This is a genomic window from Xanthobacter oligotrophicus, assembly GCF_008364685.1.
GTDB classification, from domain to species: Bacteria; Pseudomonadota; Alphaproteobacteria; order Rhizobiales; family Xanthobacteraceae; genus Xanthobacter; species Xanthobacter oligotrophicus.
In genome coordinates, this window is the sequence record NZ_VTTL01000003.1 from 343,393 (window position 1) to 359,047 (window position 15,655).

The 15,655-nt window shown below is 68.9% G+C and carries 14 protein-coding genes; 12 read left to right on the forward strand and 2 right to left on the reverse strand.

Translation table 11 applies throughout. The features are described 5' to 3' along the window. Nucleotides 1-47: 47 nt before the first annotated feature. The 4 genes from FZ033_RS06440 (at nucleotide 48) to FZ033_RS06455 (ending at nucleotide 3,797) form a co-directional block, all read left to right on the forward strand. Nucleotides 48-1,238 carry an efflux RND transporter periplasmic adaptor subunit gene (locus FZ033_RS06440; protein ID WP_188079342.1) on the forward strand — a complete coding sequence of 397 codons (1,191 nt, stop codon included), beginning with the start codon at nucleotides 48-50 and terminating at the stop codon, nucleotides 1,236-1,238. Between the two features lie 21 nt (nucleotides 1,239-1,259). Next, entirely contained in the window at nucleotides 1,260-2,405 is a 1,146-nt protein-coding gene (locus FZ033_RS06445) for an ABC transporter permease (protein ID WP_149575315.1), read from the forward strand. After that, nucleotides 2,402-3,142: an ABC transporter ATP-binding protein gene (locus tag FZ033_RS06450; RefSeq protein WP_149575316.1), complete on the forward strand. Its 741-nt coding sequence runs from the start codon at nucleotides 2,402-2,404 to the stop codon at nucleotides 3,140-3,142. The genes FZ033_RS06445 and FZ033_RS06450 overlap by 4 nt, the downstream gene beginning before the upstream one ends. 88 nt (nucleotides 3,143-3,230) lie before the next feature. Then, nucleotides 3,231-3,797, forward strand: a complete 567-nt coding sequence (locus FZ033_RS06455) for a 3'-5' exonuclease (protein ID WP_149575317.1) — start codon at nucleotides 3,231-3,233, stop codon at nucleotides 3,795-3,797. 298 nt (nucleotides 3,798-4,095) lie between these two features. Here FZ033_RS06455 and FZ033_RS06460 read toward each other — a convergent pair whose 3' ends face one another. Then, nucleotides 4,096-4,644, reverse strand: a complete 549-nt coding sequence (locus tag FZ033_RS06460; RefSeq protein ID WP_232847353.1) for a MarR family winged helix-turn-helix transcriptional regulator — start codon at nucleotides 4,642-4,644, stop codon at nucleotides 4,096-4,098. A gap of 221 nt (nucleotides 4,645-4,865) precedes the next feature. Here FZ033_RS06460 and FZ033_RS06465 point away from each other — a divergent pair, with 221 nt between their 5' ends. The 7 genes from FZ033_RS06465 to FZ033_RS06495 all read left to right on the forward strand — a co-directional run bounded on the left by FZ033_RS06465 (nucleotide 4,866) and on the right by FZ033_RS06495 (nucleotide 11,462). Next, nucleotides 4,866-5,372 (forward strand): flavin reductase family protein, encoded by a 507-nt coding sequence (locus FZ033_RS06465; protein ID WP_149575319.1) that lies wholly within the window; start codon nucleotides 4,866-4,868, stop codon nucleotides 5,370-5,372. 22 nt (nucleotides 5,373-5,394) lie between these two features. Then, nucleotides 5,395-6,879, forward strand: coding sequence for a 4-hydroxyphenylacetate 3-hydroxylase family protein (locus tag FZ033_RS06470; RefSeq protein ID WP_149575320.1), 1,485 nt, complete (start codon nucleotides 5,395-5,397; stop codon nucleotides 6,877-6,879). Nucleotides 6,880-6,905: 26 nt separating this feature from the next. Then, nucleotides 6,906-7,286 (forward strand): cupin domain-containing protein, encoded by a 381-nt coding sequence (locus FZ033_RS06475; RefSeq protein ID WP_149575321.1) that lies wholly within the window; start codon nucleotides 6,906-6,908, stop codon nucleotides 7,284-7,286. A 35-nt stretch (nucleotides 7,287-7,321) separates the two neighbouring features. Continuing rightward, nucleotides 7,322-8,680, forward strand: a complete 1,359-nt coding sequence (locus FZ033_RS06480) for an amidase (RefSeq protein WP_149575322.1) — start codon at nucleotides 7,322-7,324, stop codon at nucleotides 8,678-8,680. Nucleotides 8,681-8,897: 217 nt separating this feature from the next. Beyond that, the gene (locus FZ033_RS06485) at nucleotides 8,898-9,272 is read left to right on the forward strand and encodes a hypothetical protein (RefSeq protein ID WP_138400357.1); all 375 of its coding nucleotides are present in this window, start codon (nucleotides 8,898-8,900) and stop codon (nucleotides 9,270-9,272) included. A gap of 340 nt (nucleotides 9,273-9,612) precedes the next feature. After that, nucleotides 9,613-10,146 carry a winged helix DNA-binding protein gene (locus tag FZ033_RS06490; RefSeq protein WP_149575323.1) on the forward strand — a complete coding sequence of 178 codons (534 nt, stop codon included), beginning with the start codon at nucleotides 9,613-9,615 and terminating at the stop codon, nucleotides 10,144-10,146. A gap of 182 nt (nucleotides 10,147-10,328) precedes the next feature. After that, nucleotides 10,329-11,462 (forward strand): alpha/beta hydrolase family protein, encoded by a 1,134-nt coding sequence (locus tag FZ033_RS06495; protein WP_188079343.1) that lies wholly within the window; start codon nucleotides 10,329-10,331, stop codon nucleotides 11,460-11,462. 13 nt (nucleotides 11,463-11,475) lie between these two features. On the opposite strand, the gene FZ033_RS06500 is transcribed toward FZ033_RS06495, so the two are convergent. Continuing rightward, the gene (locus tag FZ033_RS06500) at nucleotides 11,476-13,491 is read right to left on the reverse strand and encodes a sigma-54-dependent Fis family transcriptional regulator (protein ID WP_188079344.1); all 2,016 of its coding nucleotides are present in this window, start codon (nucleotides 13,489-13,491) and stop codon (nucleotides 11,476-11,478) included. Between the two features lie 262 nt (nucleotides 13,492-13,753). On the opposite strand from FZ033_RS06500, the gene adh reads away from it, so the two are divergent. Then, nucleotides 13,754-15,274: an aldehyde dehydrogenase gene (adh, locus tag FZ033_RS06505; RefSeq protein ID WP_149575325.1), complete on the forward strand. Its 1,521-nt coding sequence runs from the start codon at nucleotides 13,754-13,756 to the stop codon at nucleotides 15,272-15,274. Nucleotides 15,275-15,655 lie beyond the last annotated feature (381 nt).

Below are 15,655 nucleotides of genomic sequence, written 5' to 3' on the forward strand. Positions count from 1 at the left end.
GCCATCGCCCGCAGGGGCGGACGCCTTCCGCCTGCGGAGGGGATGCGGTGAAGCCGCAGCCCCTTCCCCCCGCCCTGGTCGAGGCGGACTATTCCGCCGGCTGGCGCCGCCTCACCATCGCGCTTGCCCTCGCCGTGGTGGCGGGGGTCCTCATCGGCTACTGGTACGTGGTGCCGCGCACCGCCGCCTGGCACCAGGTGCAGCCCCGCCCCATGAGCCTGGAGATCAACGGGCCGGGCCTGCTCGACGCCATCAACCGCGTGGTGGTGACGAGCCGCATCCAGGGCTTCCTGAAGTCCATCGAGGTGGACCGCAACGACGCCGTCACCCGCGGCCAGGTGCTGGCGCGGCTGGAATCCGTCGACCTCCAGAACCAGCTCGCCGCCGCCCAGGCGCAGGCGAGCGCCGCCGCCCTCGGCATCACCGGGAGCGAAAGCGAACGCGCCCGCGCCAAGGCCGGGTTCGACCGGGCCAAGATCGAGTTCGAGCGGCGCACCACCCTTGCCCGCACCAATGTCATCTCGCCCGCCGAGCTGACCACCGCCGAATCCAATTTCCTGCAGGCCCAGGCGGACATGGCCCGCGCCGACGCCGCCATCGAGCGCTCGAAGGCGGAACTGCTCGCCCAGCAGGCCAACGTGAAGGTGCTGGAAGCCCGCCTTGCCGATGCCACCATCACCGCCCCCTTCGACGGCGTGGTCATCTCCCGCGAGCGCAATCCCGGCGACCTGCTGTTGCCCGGCGCCAACCTGATGCAGGTGGTGGAGCTGTCCACCATCATCATCTCCGCGCGCTTCGACGAATCCGCCCGCTCCGCCATCAGGCCGGGCCAGCCGGCCCGCATCCGCTTCGCCTCCGACCCCACGCGGGTGTGGACCGGGCAGGTGCTGCGCCTGTCCCGGCAGGTGGACCAGGAGACCCGCGAGTTCACCATCGACATCACCCTCGATGCCCTGCCCGAGAGCTGGGCCATCGGGCAGCGCGCCAATGTGGCGGTGGAGGCGCAATCCCCGGCGGTCGCCATCGGCGTGCCGGAGACCTTCGTGACCCGCCGCGACGGGCGCGCCGGCGTCTGGCTAGCGCGGTCGGGGCGGGCCACCTGGACCCCGGTGGCGCTCGGCTACACCAGCGGCACCAACATCGAGGTTTCGCGCGGCCTCAAGGCCGGCGACGTGGTGCTGTCGCCGGTCGGCCGCTACTCTTTCGAGCCGGTCGACCTCGGGGAAGAGGTGCCCTGACGCGGGCGGAGGCACAGGCCCATGAACATCGCCCTCAAGGACATGCGGTTTTCGATGCTGCGCTTCGCCCTCACGGCGGTGGGCATCGGCCTCCTGCTGGGGGCGACCATGGGCATGATCGGGCTCTATCGCGGCATCGTCCATGAGGCGCTGCTCATCATCAACGACGTGGGCGCCGACCTGTGGGTGGTGGAGGGCGGCCGCTCCGGCCCGTTCGCCGAGACTTCCGCCGTGCCCTCCAGCCTCGACCGCCGGGTGGAAGGCGTGCCGGGGGTGGCCGCCACCCGCCGCTTCATCCAGTACAACCAGCAATATGACATCAACGGCAAGAGCGTGCGCCTTGCCGTCACCGGCATCGACTACCCCAAGGATTCCGGCAGCTGGATCCCGCTCATCGACGGCCGGCTGTTCCGCTCCACCCGCTACGAGGCCATTGCCGACCAGACCACTGGCCTCCTGGTCGGCGACGTGATCCGCCTCGGCCATGACGACTACACCGTGGTGGGCCTCACCAAGGGCCAGGTGGACATGGGCGGCGACGGCATGTTCTTCGTCACCATTGCGGATTCGCAGGCCATCAACCGGGTGCTGCCCTCCGAGGCCATCCTGCTCAATCGCGTGGCCAAGGGGCGCTCGCGCATGGGCCTCGGCGACGGCGGCGCGCTGGCGGCGGTGATGGTGGAATTGAAGCCCAATGCGGACCCGCTGCTGGTGAAGGCCCAGATCAAGAACTGGGGCGACGTGGAGGTGCTGACCAAGGAGGAAGAGCGGTCCATGCTGCTCGACGGGCGGCTGTGGCGGCTTCGGGTGCAGATCCTCGCCTTCACCGCCATGACGCTTCTGGTGGCGGGCTCCATCATCGCGCTCACGATCTACATGCTGACGCTGGAGAAGATCAACCAGATCGCCCTCCTGAAGCTCATCGGCGCGCGCGACCGGGTCATCATCGGCCTCATCGTGCAGCAGGCCATGTGGATCGCGGCGCTGGGCTTCTCGGTGGCGCTGGCGATCTCCTTCACGCTCTATCCCAACTTCCCGCGCACCGTGCTGCTCCTGCCCGACGACCTCGCGGCCATCGGCGGATCGCTGCTGGTCATCAGCCTCGGCGCGAGCTGGTTCGCGATCCGGCGGGCCATGAAGGTCCGGGCGCAGGAGGTGCTGGCGTGACCGCTCAATTCTGGCCCAGCCATGTGGTGATGGAGGTGCGCAACGCCTCGAAGACGTACCTCTCCGGCGCCAATGAGGTGCATGCCCTCACCGACATGACGCTGGCGCTGAAATCCGGCGAACTGACCGGCATCGTCGGCCCGTCCGGCTCGGGCAAGACCACCTTCCTGATGATCGCCGGGCTGCTGGAGCCGCCCACCAGCGGCACCGTCCATTTCCGCGACCAGCCCATCGCCAACGCCTCGACCCGCCTCAACAATTTGCGCGACTTCCGCCGCACCCACGTGGGCTTCATCTTCCAGAAGGCGAACCTGATCCCCTTCCTCACCGCGGTGGAGAATGTGCAGATCGCCCTCGAGATCAACGACGTGCGGCCCAAGCAGGCGAAGGCGCGGGCGCGGGAGCTGCTGGCCCAGTTCGGCCTCGACCACCGCGAGGATAATTATCCCTCCCAATTGTCCGGCGGCGAGCAGCAGCGCGTCTCCATCGCGAGGGCGCTGGCCAACGACCCGGTGATGCTGCTGGCGGACGAGCCCACCGCCGCGCTGGACGGCTCGCGCGGGCGGCAGGTGATGGAGGTGTTCCGCACGCTCGCCGACGTGCACCGGGTGGCGGTGTGCGTGGTCACCCACGACCCGCGCTGGTCCGACATCTTCGACCGCATCGTGGAGATGAGCGACGGCCGCGTGATGGAAGTCCGCCCCGGCGGCGCCATGAAGGCCCGATTGCAGGTGTGAGGATGCGCAGTTGCGGTGAGTTCGGCGCACACCCATGATGGCGGGAGAGAATCACTGCAGGTCAGTCGGTTCCGCATAGGGGGAATGCGTGCCGGGTTCAACAAAGGCTTGGGTGGTGGATTGCGAAACCACCGGGTTGGCGGGATACGACCGTATTGTGTCCTTCGCAGCCGTCGAGATGCTTGGACCTGAACCGACCGGGCGGGTTTCATATCTCCTCTTCAACCCCGGCAGACCCTGTCATCCGCGCGCGGCGGCGGTCCATGGGTGGCGTGACGACGTTCTTCGCAAGCAGGAAGAATTCACCGCCCACGCCCCATTCATCCACGAGATACTGTCGAAGGCGGATGTCGTATGTGGGCATAACTTGGGATTCGATCTCGGCTTCCTCCACCGCGAACTCGCAAAAGTGGGACTATCGGAGATCAGAACGAACCCCTACTGCACCATGCAGGCTTACAGGAACAAGTTTCCCGGCCGCAAAGCCACACTCGACCTGTGCCTGCAAGACATTGGCGGCAGCCGAGCCGGAGAGACGCACGGCGCCCTCGAAGATGCATTCCTCGCCGCATCCCTTTATGCTTGGCTGCGCTTTGGCGTAATCGACACCTTCGGCCTCAACGCGTGGCCTGATCCATTCAACCTTCGCTCCTAACGCATCCATCTGCGCGCCCTCCTCAGAGCCCGTTTGAAAATTCGCTAAGATGGGCGCTTGCAGCCCTCTCAAACGCATTACCACCGTCATGGCCGGGCTTGTCCCGGAAGTCGGCTGTTGCCGACTTCCGCCTCTGAGAGCGGAACCCGCAAACATGCGGGTTCCGGCCATCCACGCGGGAAGGCTGGGAACGATTTTCGGATGCTGGCTCAAGCGGCTCGGCGTGGATGCCCGGGACAAGCCCGGGCATGACAGAAGTGATTGCTGTTATGCCGTTTTTGAATTTCCAAACGGGCCCTCACACCCCCGGCGGCAAATGGTCGGCGACATCGTCCAGCGTGCCGGTGGGCGCGAGATACTCGATGAGCCGCAGGGTGCGGTCCCCGGTGCCGGCGAGCTTGGCGATGATGGCGCGCAGCGCCTTGAAATCGGCCGCCGAGAGCGGCTCGAACAGGGCGTCGTTGGCCGGCACCTGAACCCGCGTCAGCTCGGCGAGGCGGCGCTCGGCCTCGGCGGTCACGGCCAGCACCACGCGGCGGCGATCGTCCGGGTTCGGCACCTTGGTGACGAGGCCGGCCTGGACCAGCTTGTTGACCTCGATGGTCACGAACGCACCCGACAGATGCAGATGCTCGGCCAGCGCGTTGACGCCCAGTTCCGGAGCGCTGCGGCTGAGCCGGGCGATGGAATTGAGGATGGTGTATTGGGTGCCCGACAGCCCGATGAGGCCGCCGAGCCGGTTGCGCACCTCCTGCAGGGCGGCGGCGAACGCCAGCATGTTGTGCACCATCTCGCGGAATTCGAGATCCGACCCGTTCACCAGCAAGGCGGCGCGGGACGCGGTCAAGGGCAGTCGCCGGCGGGCTTTGGGCGTCGATTGCGGCATGCGGGCGCTCCCTGGTCGTGCCGACGGCGGGCGCGGTGCCGACAGCGGGCCGTGGCCCGGACCCGCCTTTCCCCCGACGCGGACATATCCTGATCGCGCTTCATAGGCGCGCAAGGGCCTTGACGTCCATCGCCTCTTCATAATAGCTTTGTTACAAAGCTAATTGAAGCGGACATCGCCCCATGTCGGCCACCACAGCAGACGCCTTCGACACCCGCGCCTTCCGGTGCACCCTCGGCGCCTTCGCAACCGGCGTCGCCATCGTCGCCGCCGAGGGCGAGGACGGCACCCTCGTCGGCATGACCATGAGTTCGTTCAACGCGGTCTCCCTCGACCCGCCGCTGGTGCTGTTCTCGGTGGCGCGCAACGCGCTCTCCCTGCCCGCGCTGAAGACGGCGCGCGCCTACGGCATCTCCGTGCTCGCCCAAAACCAGCAGGAGCTCTCCGGCCGCTTCGCCCGCGCGCAGGGGGAGAAATGGGCCGGGGTGGCGCTCCTGCGCGGGGCCGGCGGCGCGCCGCTGATCCCGCAGGCGGCGGCGCATCTGGAATGCGTCCCCCACGCCATCCACGATGGCGGCGACCACGAGATCTTCATCGCCCGCGTCCTCGCCCACCACTGCGAGCCCGCGGCGGACCCCCTCGTCTTCCATGCCGGACGCTATCGCAGCCTTTCGACCATCGCGTCCTGACCCCCCTTCCGGAGCACCAGCCATGATCAAGACCGGCAGCGCCCACATCGCCAGCCTCAGGGACGGCCGCGAGATCTTCCTCGACGGCCAGAAAATTTCCGACGCCACCGCCCACCCCGCCTTCCGCCGCGCGGTGGCCTCGGTGGGGCGCATGTTCGATTTCCACAGCGCGCCGGACAACAGGGCGCTGATGACCTTCGAGACCGACACCGGAACGCTCGCCAACCGCATCTGGCAGTTGCCCACGAGCTATGAGGAACTGAAGACCCGTCGCCGGGGCCTGGAAGCCTGGACCGAGCTGCACGCCGGCTTCCTCGGCCGCGCGCCGGACCATGTGGCCTCCTGCATCTCCGGCATGTACATGGGCCTCGACCAGTTCGAGCTGTACGATCCGGCCCGCGCCCGGGCGCTTGGCGATTACTATCGCCATGCCCGCGACAACGATCTTTATCTCACCTACGTCATCATCAACCCGCAGGCGGACCGCTCGAAGAACGCGGCGGAGCAGGCCGACCCGTTCCTGTCTGCCGCGATCGTGGACGAGGACACCTTGGGCATCACCGTGCGCGGGGCGAAGATGCTCGCCACCGGCGGCATCATGGCCAACGAGGTGTTCGTTACCTGCATCCAGCCGCTGCAGAAGGGCGAGGAGCGCTACGCCCTCTCCTTCGCCATTCCCATGAACACCAAGGGCCTGAAGATCCTGTCGCGCAAGTCCTATGAGGCGGCCGCGCCGTCCGTGTTCGACAATCCCCTGTCGAGCCGCTTCGACGAGAATGACGCGGTGCTCTACTTCGACGACGTGAAGGTGCCGTGGGACCGGGTCTTCATCGCCGGCGACATCGCCATGACCGGCCGGCAGTTCCATGCCACCCCGGCCCATGTCTACCAGAACTACCAGGCCCAGATCCGCCTGTCGGTGAAGCTGAAATTCCTGCTCGCCATCGCCCGGCGCACCGCCGAGGTGAACGGCACCACCGGCTTCCCGCAGGTGCGCGAGACCCTGGGCCAGCTCGCCGCCGAGGCCGCCATGGTGGACGCCTTCGTCACCGCCATGGAGGCCAAGGGCAGCTTCTACGGCCCCTATTTCGTGCCCGACCGCCACACCCTCTATGCCGCGCAGACGCTGACCCAGCAGCTCTACGGCAAGTTCATCACCAGCCTGCGGGAGCTGGCCGGCGGCGGCATGATCATGCTGCCCTCCTCGGTGCATGACTATCAGAACCCGGAGCTGGCCGCCCTCATCGCCAAGACCCAGCAGTCGCCTGCCGCCAGCGCGGAAGAAAAGGTGAAGTTCTACAAGCTCGCCTGGGACGCGGTGGGCTCGGAATTCGCCTCCCGCCACGCCCAGTACGAGATGTTCTACGCGGGTGCCGGCTTCGTGGTGAAGAACCACTCCTTCCGCACCTATGACTGGGCCGGCGCCGAGCGCCTGCTCGACATGATGCTCTCCTCCTATTCCCTCGCCGACGAAGTGGCCCAGCCCGCCGCCCGCGCCGCCGAGTGATCCCTTTTCACCGCAGGACTGCCCCCATGCCCATCACCAAGATCCACGACGAGTTCCACACCCTCGACCTCGCCACCGGCTGGGAAGTGCCGCCCGGCTATCCGGAAGGCATCAAGCAGAAGATCCTCTCCGGCGCGCTGGATGAAGAGAACAAGAGCGGCTCGCGCACGCGCCTGCTGAAGTTCGACGCCGGCGTCTTCACCACCAAGCCCTTCGTGCACGAATACTGGGAAGAGGTGTTCCTGGTCACCGGCGATCTCACCGTGGGCAATGACGACAAGGGCGAGGGCGGCGAGAGCTTCTCGCCCTTCACCTATGCGGTGCGCCCCCCGGGCGCGTTCCACGGGCCGTTCAAATCGGATAAGGGCTGCATGCTGCTCGAAATCCACTATTTCGACCCGGCCTGATCCCGCCCACCCCCTCTGCTGATCCGGACTTCGCCATGCCCCAGCCGACCCTTGCCGCCCTCGCCCAAGACCTCGCCTCCGGGCGCACCACGGCGCGGGCCCTGGCGGAGGCCTGCCTCGATCGCATCGCCGACCCGGCCGGCGAAGGCGCCCGCGCCTTCGTCTCGGTGAACCGGGAGGGCGCGCTGAAGGCGGCGCAGGCGCAGGATGACCTGCGGCAGGCGGGGGCGGCGCCCTCGCCCTTCGCCGGCATCCCCATTTCGGTGAAGGACCTGTTCGACGTTCAGGGCGAGGTCACCGCCGCCGGCTCCAAGGTGCTGAAGGACCATGCGCCCGCCACGGCGGATGCCCCGGCGGTGGCGCGCCTGCGCCGGGCGGGGTTCGTCCTCCTCGGCCGCAACACCATGACCGAGTTCGCCTATTCCGGCCTCGGCATGAACCCGCATTACGGCCACCCGCGCGCCCCGTTCGAGCGCGCGGAAGGTGAAAGCCAGACCGGTGGGCGCGTCTCCGGCGGCTCCAGCTCCGGCGGGGCGGTGGCGGTGGCGGACGGCATGGCCCACGCCGCGCTCGGCACCGACACCGGCGGCTCCTGCCGCATCCCGGCGGCCTTCTGCGGCATCACCGGCTACAAGCCCACCGCCAGCCGTGTGCCGCGCGAGGGCGCCTTCCCGCTCTCCACGACGCTGGATTCCATCGGCCCCATCGCCCGCTCGGTGGCCTGCTGCGCGGCGCTGGACGCCATCCTCGCCGGCGCCGAGCCGGCGCCGCTGGCGCCGCGCCCGGTCAAGGGGCTGCGCCTGCTGGTGCCCACCACCGTGGCGCTGGACGGGCTCGACCCCGAGGTCGCCAAGGCCTTCGAAGTGGCGGTGGACGCGCTGGCGCAGGCCGGCGCGCATATCGTCTCCGCGCCCTTCCCGGAGTTCGGCGAGGTGGCCACCATCAACGCCAAGGGCGGCTTTTCCGCCGCTGAGAGCTATGCGGTGCATCGCCGCCTGCTGGCGGAGAAGGCCGACGCCTACGATCCGCGCGTCGCCGGCCGCATCAAGCGCGGGGCCGAGCAGTCGGCCGCCGATTATGTGGAGCTGGTGGCCGCGCGCCGGGCGCTGGTGGCGCGGGCGGCGGCGCGGCTTGCCGGCTTCGACGCGCTGGTGATGCCCACGGTCGCCATCCTGCCGCCGAAGATCGCCGATCTCGCCACCGACGACGACGCCTATGGCCGCGCCAACATCCTTTCCCTGCGCAACCCCACCCTCATCAACATGATCGACGGCTGCGCCATCTCCCTGCCCCTCCCCGGCGCGCCCGTAGGGCTGATGCTGGCCGGCGCGCCCGGCACGGATGCAGCCCTCTTCGCCATCGCGGCAGGGGTGGAGGCGGCGCTGGCGGCCTGAGCGGGGCGGGTGGATGCCGGAGCTTCAAGCTGCGGCAGTCCGCTCACCATCGTGCTTTTTGGGGCAAATTGGTATCAGGGTGGAGCTTGCCCTGAATGGAATGCATTTCTGTATTGCGGAAAATGCGGATTGTGCATTGCAGCAATCACGGTATGTTCATCGCAGATAAGCGCACCGAAACCTAGGCCGTCGGCCGCACGCGTGCGCAGAGGCTGACATGAACAACATCCTCAAGATCGTCGGCGCGGCCGGCCTCCTTGCCACGGCGGCTGTGACCGTGGCCGCCACCACCTTCGCCGGCGAGCCGCTTCCCGCGGAGCGTCAGGCCATCGTGACCCACCTGGGCGGCAAGGCTTCCGCCGTGACCTATTGGGTCAAGGATGCCAAGGGCTACGAGGTGATCACCACCGTCGATGCCGCCGCCGAGCCCAACGCCGCTCCGGCCGTGATCCGCGTGTCCACGCTGCTCCAGCCCGGCCAGCAGCAGGTGATCTCCCTGCCCGGCCCGGTGGGCCGCAGCGGCACCACCCTGAAGATCAGCCGCGTGGCCGACCACGTGGAAGTGGAGAAGGTCGGCGCGCTCTCCTTCTGAGCCCCACCTTCGACGCAGTGCAGCACAGGGCGTCCGCCACGCGGGCGCCCTTTTGCTTGTCCGCGACCGCTCCGGGACAGGGTCGACAAGGCGCCGAAGCCTCATGAAGAAGAAACATCGATGGTTCGTTGACGACTTATCGAGATGACTTAACATCCCCCCACGGGCAACCAGCCACCTGACTTCATGGCGCTGCCGAAACGGGCGCATCCGCCGGGGATGAGGACACCATGGGCACACTTTCGGGCTTTGCCTGCGGTTCCGGCACCCACGCCGCCCCGGCTCTCGCCTTGCCTCTGGCGGCCTCCGGTCCTGCCCGCCCCACCTTTCTGGTGAGGCCATGAACGACGCCGTGGGCGAGAAGGGCCGCCCCTGCCCCGCCATCGTCTCCTCCGCCCACCTCGCGGACGGGGCGCTGCCGGCGCTGTCCGAGTTCGAGTTCGGCCTCAACATGCTCATCCATGCCTATGGCCGCTGGATGGTGCGCTGCATGGCGGCGGCGGGCGTGCCGGACCTGTCGCCCCTCGACGTGCAGGTGCTCCACCACGTGGTGCATCGCGACCGGCCGAAGACCATCGCCGACCTGTGCCTCGTGCTGGACGTGGAGGATACCCACCTCGTCACCTATGCGGCCAAGAAGCTCCAGGCCCTCGGCCTCGTGGCCTCCGGGCGGCGGGGCAAGGAGAAGACCCTCATCGCCTCGCAGCAGGGCCGCGCCACCTGCGAGCGCTATCGCGAGGTGCGCGAGGCCCTGCTCACCGGCGCCGTGGCGGCCACCGGCATCGCCCCCGACAAGCTCTCGGAGATCGCCGCCCTCATGCGCGCCCTCTCCGGCCATTACGACCAGGCCGCCCGCGCCGCCGCCTCGCTCTGAACTCTTGCAGTGACGCGTTGTCTTCACGCGAACCGGTGGTCCCTTCGCTGGAAAGCGCTCTGATCCGCGCCGCCGGCGGACCGGGGTAGGGATGTTTTCGCCTGTCCCGTCAGGGGCATGGCGCGGCGGGGACAACTGGCTCTATGATGCCCACTGACCATGCGGGAGGTTCGACCGGCGCCATGTGGCTTGACGATCTGCGCCCCCTTCACTTCGGGGCGCCCGCCGAAAGCGAGCGCCTGAACGAAGCGGCCTACCAGGCCTTCGGCATCGCCGGGCTCGGCGCGAGCGTGGCGGACGTGGTGGGAGCCCGCCTGCCGTTCGGCCAGTTGCGGATCTTCTCGCGCAGCCCGCAGCCGCGTCGCCGGGTGCTGGTGGTGGCGCCCATGGCCGGGGCCTATCCCTTCCTCATGCGCGACCTGGTGATGGCGCTGCTCGACGTCGCCGACGCGGTGGCGGTCACCGAATGGCCCAATGCCCGCTACGTGCCGGTCTCGGCCGGGCGCTTCGGCTTTGCCGAAAACTGCGTGGAGACCGCGCAGATGGCGCGCGCGCTGGCGGGGGACGTTCTGGCGGGGGATACGGGCGGCATCCACATCATCGGCGTCTGCCAGGGGGCCCTGCCGGCCTTCGCCGCCGCCTGCCTCCTCGCCGAGGCGGGAACCGCGCCGGCAAGCCTCAGCCTGATCGGCGGCCCCATCGATCCCTCGCGCAACCCCACCCGCCTGTGGCGCGTGCTGCAGGAACGCTCGCTGGAAGCGCTGGAGCGGCAGGTGATCGAGACCGTCTCCTCCGCCTTTCCCGGCGCCGGGCGGCGCATCTTCCCCGCCTGGCGGCAGATCGACGCCTTCGCCCTCTATCTGTGGCGCCAGAGCCTTTCGGGGGGCGACCTGCCGTTCCGCCTCGCCTTCGACGACGGCGACGACCCCGTGCGCTTTCCCCTCGCCCGCCTGTGCTGGAGCATGATGGACGTGGCGGGCGAGTTCTTCATGGAGAATGTCGAAACCGTATTCCGCGAGAATGCCCTGGCCCGCGACCGTCTCACCGTCGCCGGGCACGAGGTGCGGGCCGAAGCCCTGTCCACCACTGCCCTCCTCACCGTGGAAGGGGAAGTGGACGACATCTCGGCCCGGACCCAGACCGAGGCCGCCCACGATCTGTGCGTCAACATTCCAGCCCACCTGAAGCGGCAGATCGTGGTGCCCAATGCGGGCCATTTCGCGCTGTTCTACGGCCGCCGCATGCGCGAAACGGTCCTTCCCGCCCTCGCCGAGGTGATGCAGGCCGCAGAGAGTGCCGTCCGGCCGGCGGCCTGATCGAGCGCCGGTATCAATGCCCGCCGCGGGATCCGCGGCTGGCGAGATGGCGGTGCAGGGTGCTGCGGTGGATGCCGAGCCGGCGGGCCGCCTGCGAGACATTCCCGCCGCTGGCGGCCAGCGCCGAGTCCATGGCCGCACGCGTCACCGCGCCAAGATCTCGTGACTCGAGATCCCTCGCGCCAAGCTCCCGTGAAACCGAATCCCCGGCCTCGGCGCCGGCGGGCATGATCTCCGCCGGCCGGCCCGCGCCGCGCCATTCCAGCGGCGCGCTGCGCACGTCCGCCGGCAGAGCCTCCACCCCCAGCACCTCGCCCGGCTCCGCCAAGGCCTGGAGCACCCGCAGGACGCCCACCAGCTGGCGGAAATTGCCCGGCCAGCCATGGCCGGCGAGCGCAGCCCGGCATTCGGCCGAAAGCGACGGCGCATCGGGGCAGGCGCCCGTCAGTTCCGCCCACAGGCGATCCACCAGCGCCTCACGATCGGCAAGGGTCCGCAGCGCCGGAAGCGTCACGGTATATTGGGCGATGCGGAAATAAAGGTCGGCCCGGAAGGCGCCCTCCTCCACCCGCTGCTTCAGGTCGCGATGGGAGGCGCAGACGAGGGCGAAATCCACCGCCACCGGCCGCCCGCCGCCGAGCGGCGTCACCTCCCGCTCCTGCAGCACCCGAAGCAGGCGGCTCTGGAGGGAGAGCGGCATGTCGCCGATCTCGTCGAGGAACAGCACCCCCCCGTCCGCCTCGCGGAACAGGCCCTTGAAGCCGGCGCGGCGGGCGCCGGTGAAGGCGCCCTCCTCGTAGCCGAACAGCTCGGATTCGATGAGGCCCTCGGGCAGGGCCGCGCAATTGACTGCCGCGAACGCCTTGGCGCCCCGGTTGCCGCGCCGGTGGATCTGGCGGGCGAACACTTCCTTGCCGACGCCGGTCTCGCCCTGGATCAGCACCGGCACGCCGGCCTCCATGAGGCGCACGGCGCGGCCGAGGTCGCGCTCCGTAGCGGCGTCGAAGCGCGGACCCGTCTGGACGGGGGGCTGGGCGGGCACAGGCGCAGCCGGGCGCTCCACGGCGGGTGCGGCGCGCGGCGCGATGGTGCGCACCGGCAGGCCCTGCCGTTCGAGGCGCATGGCCACGTCGCCGCGACGGGTGCGCACGCGCCGCTCTTCCCCCGCCTTGCCGAGGCTGCCCTCGAACAGGTCGCCGAAGCGCTTGGCGCCCAGCGCATCCCAGCCGAGGCCCAGCAGGGCGAGACCCGGGCGGTTGGCGGCGACGAGGCGATACTCCTCGAACACCAGGATGCCTTCGCGCGCGGTGCCAAGGAAGCTCGGGTCGGCGTGGAAGCGCACGAGGCTATGGTCGGGGAAAGCGCCCTCGAACATGCGGTGCTCCACCTGGCCGGCGGCCAGTTCCACCAGCGCCAGCGCATGCAGGTGCGGCACCGAGGCCGGTCCCGACAGGTCGAGCAGGCCCACCAGTTCCCCGAACGGGTCGTGGATGGGGGCGGCGGCACAGCTGAGGATGCCGTTGGCCTCGGCATAATGCTCGGCCCCGCGCACCTCCACCGGGCGGCGCTCCACCAGGGCGGTGCCGATGGCATTGGTGCCGGTCTCGGCCTCGCTCCAGCTCACGCCGGGGCGCAGCGCCACCTTGGCGGCGCGATCGGCGAAATCGGCGCTGCCCACGGTGTCGAGCACCAGCCCCGACGGATCGGTGAGGATGACGATGCTGTCCGCTGCACGGGCGGCGGCGTGGAGCGCCTCCAGCTCGGGGCGGCAGCGGCGGCGCAGGGCCTCGTGGCGCTCGCGCCGGGCGGCGAACTCGCCGTCGGTCAGCGGCTCCATCCGCGAACGGGATTGCGGCCCCAGGCCCCGCGCGGCGCAGCGGGTCCAGGAGCGCAGGATGGGCTGCGCCAGCGCGTCCTCCGCCACCGGCGCGCCGGAGAAGAAGCGGCGCCGGGCGGCAAGGACGGCATCGGTCGCGGCGCAGGACGACAGTGCAGAGGTCGACACGGCGGGCGTCGGCGCAGCAGGCATCTTGGTCCCTCGCTTGGCATTTCTCCCTGAAACACCTGTCGCAAATCGCGACAGGTGTCGCAGCTCTTGTTCTTATGTGCGTCAGTCTGGCACGACTATTCGTGTCGCGTCCAGCGGACGTTCCGGCAAGGCTTGGCCGCCGTTGGCAAAATCAAGACAGGCCAGCATCTTCCCGCAGTGCAAATAAAGCCGCCGGCCGCCCTCCCGAGATCTGGCACGGGCGCTGCAAACCATCCGCTGCACCAACTCTCGGGAGGGAATAATGAACATACCCGCATTCCTCGCCAGCCAGCACGCCTCGCCCTTCAAGCCGCGCTACGGCAACTTCATCGGCGGCGCCTTCGTGGAGCCGGTGAACGGGCACTATTTCGAGAATATCTCGCCCATCACCGGCAAGGTGGTCTGCGAAGTGCCGCGCTCGGACGAAGCCGACATCGAGCGGGCGCTGGACGCCGCCCACGCCGCCAAGAAGGCCTGGGGCCGCACCTCCGCCGCCGACCGCGCCCTGGCGCTGCTCAAGATCGCCGACCGCATGGAGGCCAACCTCGACCTGCTCGCCCGCGCCGAGACCTGGGACAACGGCAAGCCGATCCGCGAGACGACGGCGGCCGACATCCCCCTCGCCATCGACCATTTCCGCTATTTTGCCGCCTGCGTGCGGGCGCAGGAAGGCGCGCTTTCCGAGATCGATCACGACACCGTCGCCTACCACTATCACGAGCCCCTCGGTGTGGTCGGCCAGATCATTCCCTGGAACTTCCCCATCCTGATGGCGGTGTGGAAGCTCGCCCCGGCGCTCGCCGCCGGCAATTGCGTGGTGCTGAAGCCCGCCGAGCAGACCCCCGCCTCCATCCTGGTGCTCGCCGAATTGATCGGCGACCTGCTGCCCGCCGGTGTACTCAACATCGTCAACGGCTTCGGCCTCGAGGCCGGCAAGCCGCTCGCCTCCTCCACCCGCATCTCCAAGATCGCCTTCACCGGCGAGACCGGCACCGGCCGCCTCATCATGGGCTATGCCAGCCAGAACCTCATCCCGGTGACGCTGGAACTGGGCGGCAAGTCGCCGAACATCTTCTTCGACGACGTGGCCGCCCACGACGACGACTTCCTCGACAAGGCGGTGGAAGGCTTCGTCATGTTCGCCCTCAACCAGGGCGAGGTCTGCACCTGCCCCAGCCGCGCGCTGGTGCAGGAAAGCATCTTCGACAAGTTCATGGAGAAGGCGCTGGCCCGCGTCGCCGCCATCAAGCAGGGCTCGCCGCTCGATCCCGCCACCATGCTCGGCGCGCAGGCCTCCTCGGAGCAGATGCACAAGATCCTCTCCTACATCGACATCGGCCGGGCCGAGGGGGCGCAGGTGCTGGCCGGCGGCGAGCGCAACCTGCTCGAAGGCGACCTTGCGGACGGCTTCTACGTGAAGCCCACCGTGTTCTTCGGCACCAACAACATGCGGGTGTTCCAGGAGGAGATCTTCGGCCCGGTGGTGTCGGTGGCCACCTTCAAGGACGAGGAAGAGGCCCTCTCCATCGCCAACGACACGCTGTTCGGCCTCGGCGCCGGCGTGTGGACCCGCGACGGCTCGCGCGCCTATCGCATGGGCCGCGAGATCCAGGCCGGCCGGGTGTGGACCAATTGCTACCACGCCTATCCCGCCCATGCGGCGTTCGGCGGCTACAAGCAGTCCGGCATCGGTCGCGAGACCCACAAGATGATGCTCGACCACTACCAGCAGACCAAGAACCTGCTGGTGAGCTACAGCCCCAAGAAACTCGGGTTCTTCTGAGCTCGGGTTCTTCTGAGCCTCTTCTGAAACCTGTTGACGGGTTCGGCATCGTCCGGACCCGGCATCTTCCAAGCTTGCCCCCCCTCCCGGGGCATCTTGCCGGGGGTGGCCTGGAGCCGGACCCGTTCAGGTGAAGCAGCCGGAGCGGTGAACGCGCTTCCAACCCAGCAAAGGAGAAGCTTCAGACGCTTCTCTTGGTCTCGCGCTCACACGTCTTGTGATCAGTTGCGCGCGTCCTCGGCGCGGGGGCCGGTTGCAGCCACCCCCGGTTTTTTCTTCTCGCGTCTCGTACCACCTTCGAATGGAGGGCCGACAGCCATGCGCCTGGACCGGAGACCCGATTCCCCCGGGTCTCCGGTGTCGGCGCGCGTCGGTGCCCGA

Coding starts and splice junctions, on each gene's coding strand:
- FZ033_RS06485 (WP_138400357.1), top strand. CDS start 8,898: ATGAACAACATCCTCAAGATCGTCGGCGCGGCCGGCCTCCTTGCCACG.
- adh (WP_149575325.1), top strand. CDS start 13,754: ATGAACATACCCGCATTCCTCGCCAGCCAGCACGCCTCGCCCTTCAAG.
- FZ033_RS06470 (WP_149575320.1), top strand. CDS start 5,395: ATGATCAAGACCGGCAGCGCCCACATCGCCAGCCTCAGGGACGGCCGC.
- FZ033_RS06480 (WP_149575322.1), top strand. CDS start 7,322: ATGCCCCAGCCGACCCTTGCCGCCCTCGCCCAAGACCTCGCCTCCGGG.
- FZ033_RS06490 (WP_149575323.1), top strand. CDS start 9,613: ATGAACGACGCCGTGGGCGAGAAGGGCCGCCCCTGCCCCGCCATCGTC.
- FZ033_RS06495 (WP_188079343.1), top strand. CDS start 10,329: ATGTGGCTTGACGATCTGCGCCCCCTTCACTTCGGGGCGCCCGCCGAA.
- FZ033_RS06445 (WP_149575315.1), top strand. CDS start 1,260: ATGAACATCGCCCTCAAGGACATGCGGTTTTCGATGCTGCGCTTCGCC.
- FZ033_RS06465 (WP_149575319.1), top strand. CDS start 4,866: ATGTCGGCCACCACAGCAGACGCCTTCGACACCCGCGCCTTCCGGTGC.
- FZ033_RS06475 (WP_149575321.1), top strand. CDS start 6,906: ATGCCCATCACCAAGATCCACGACGAGTTCCACACCCTCGACCTCGCC.
- FZ033_RS06500 (WP_188079344.1), bottom strand. CDS start 13,491: ATGCCTGCTGCGCCGACGCCCGCCGTGTCGACCTCTGCACTGTCGTCC.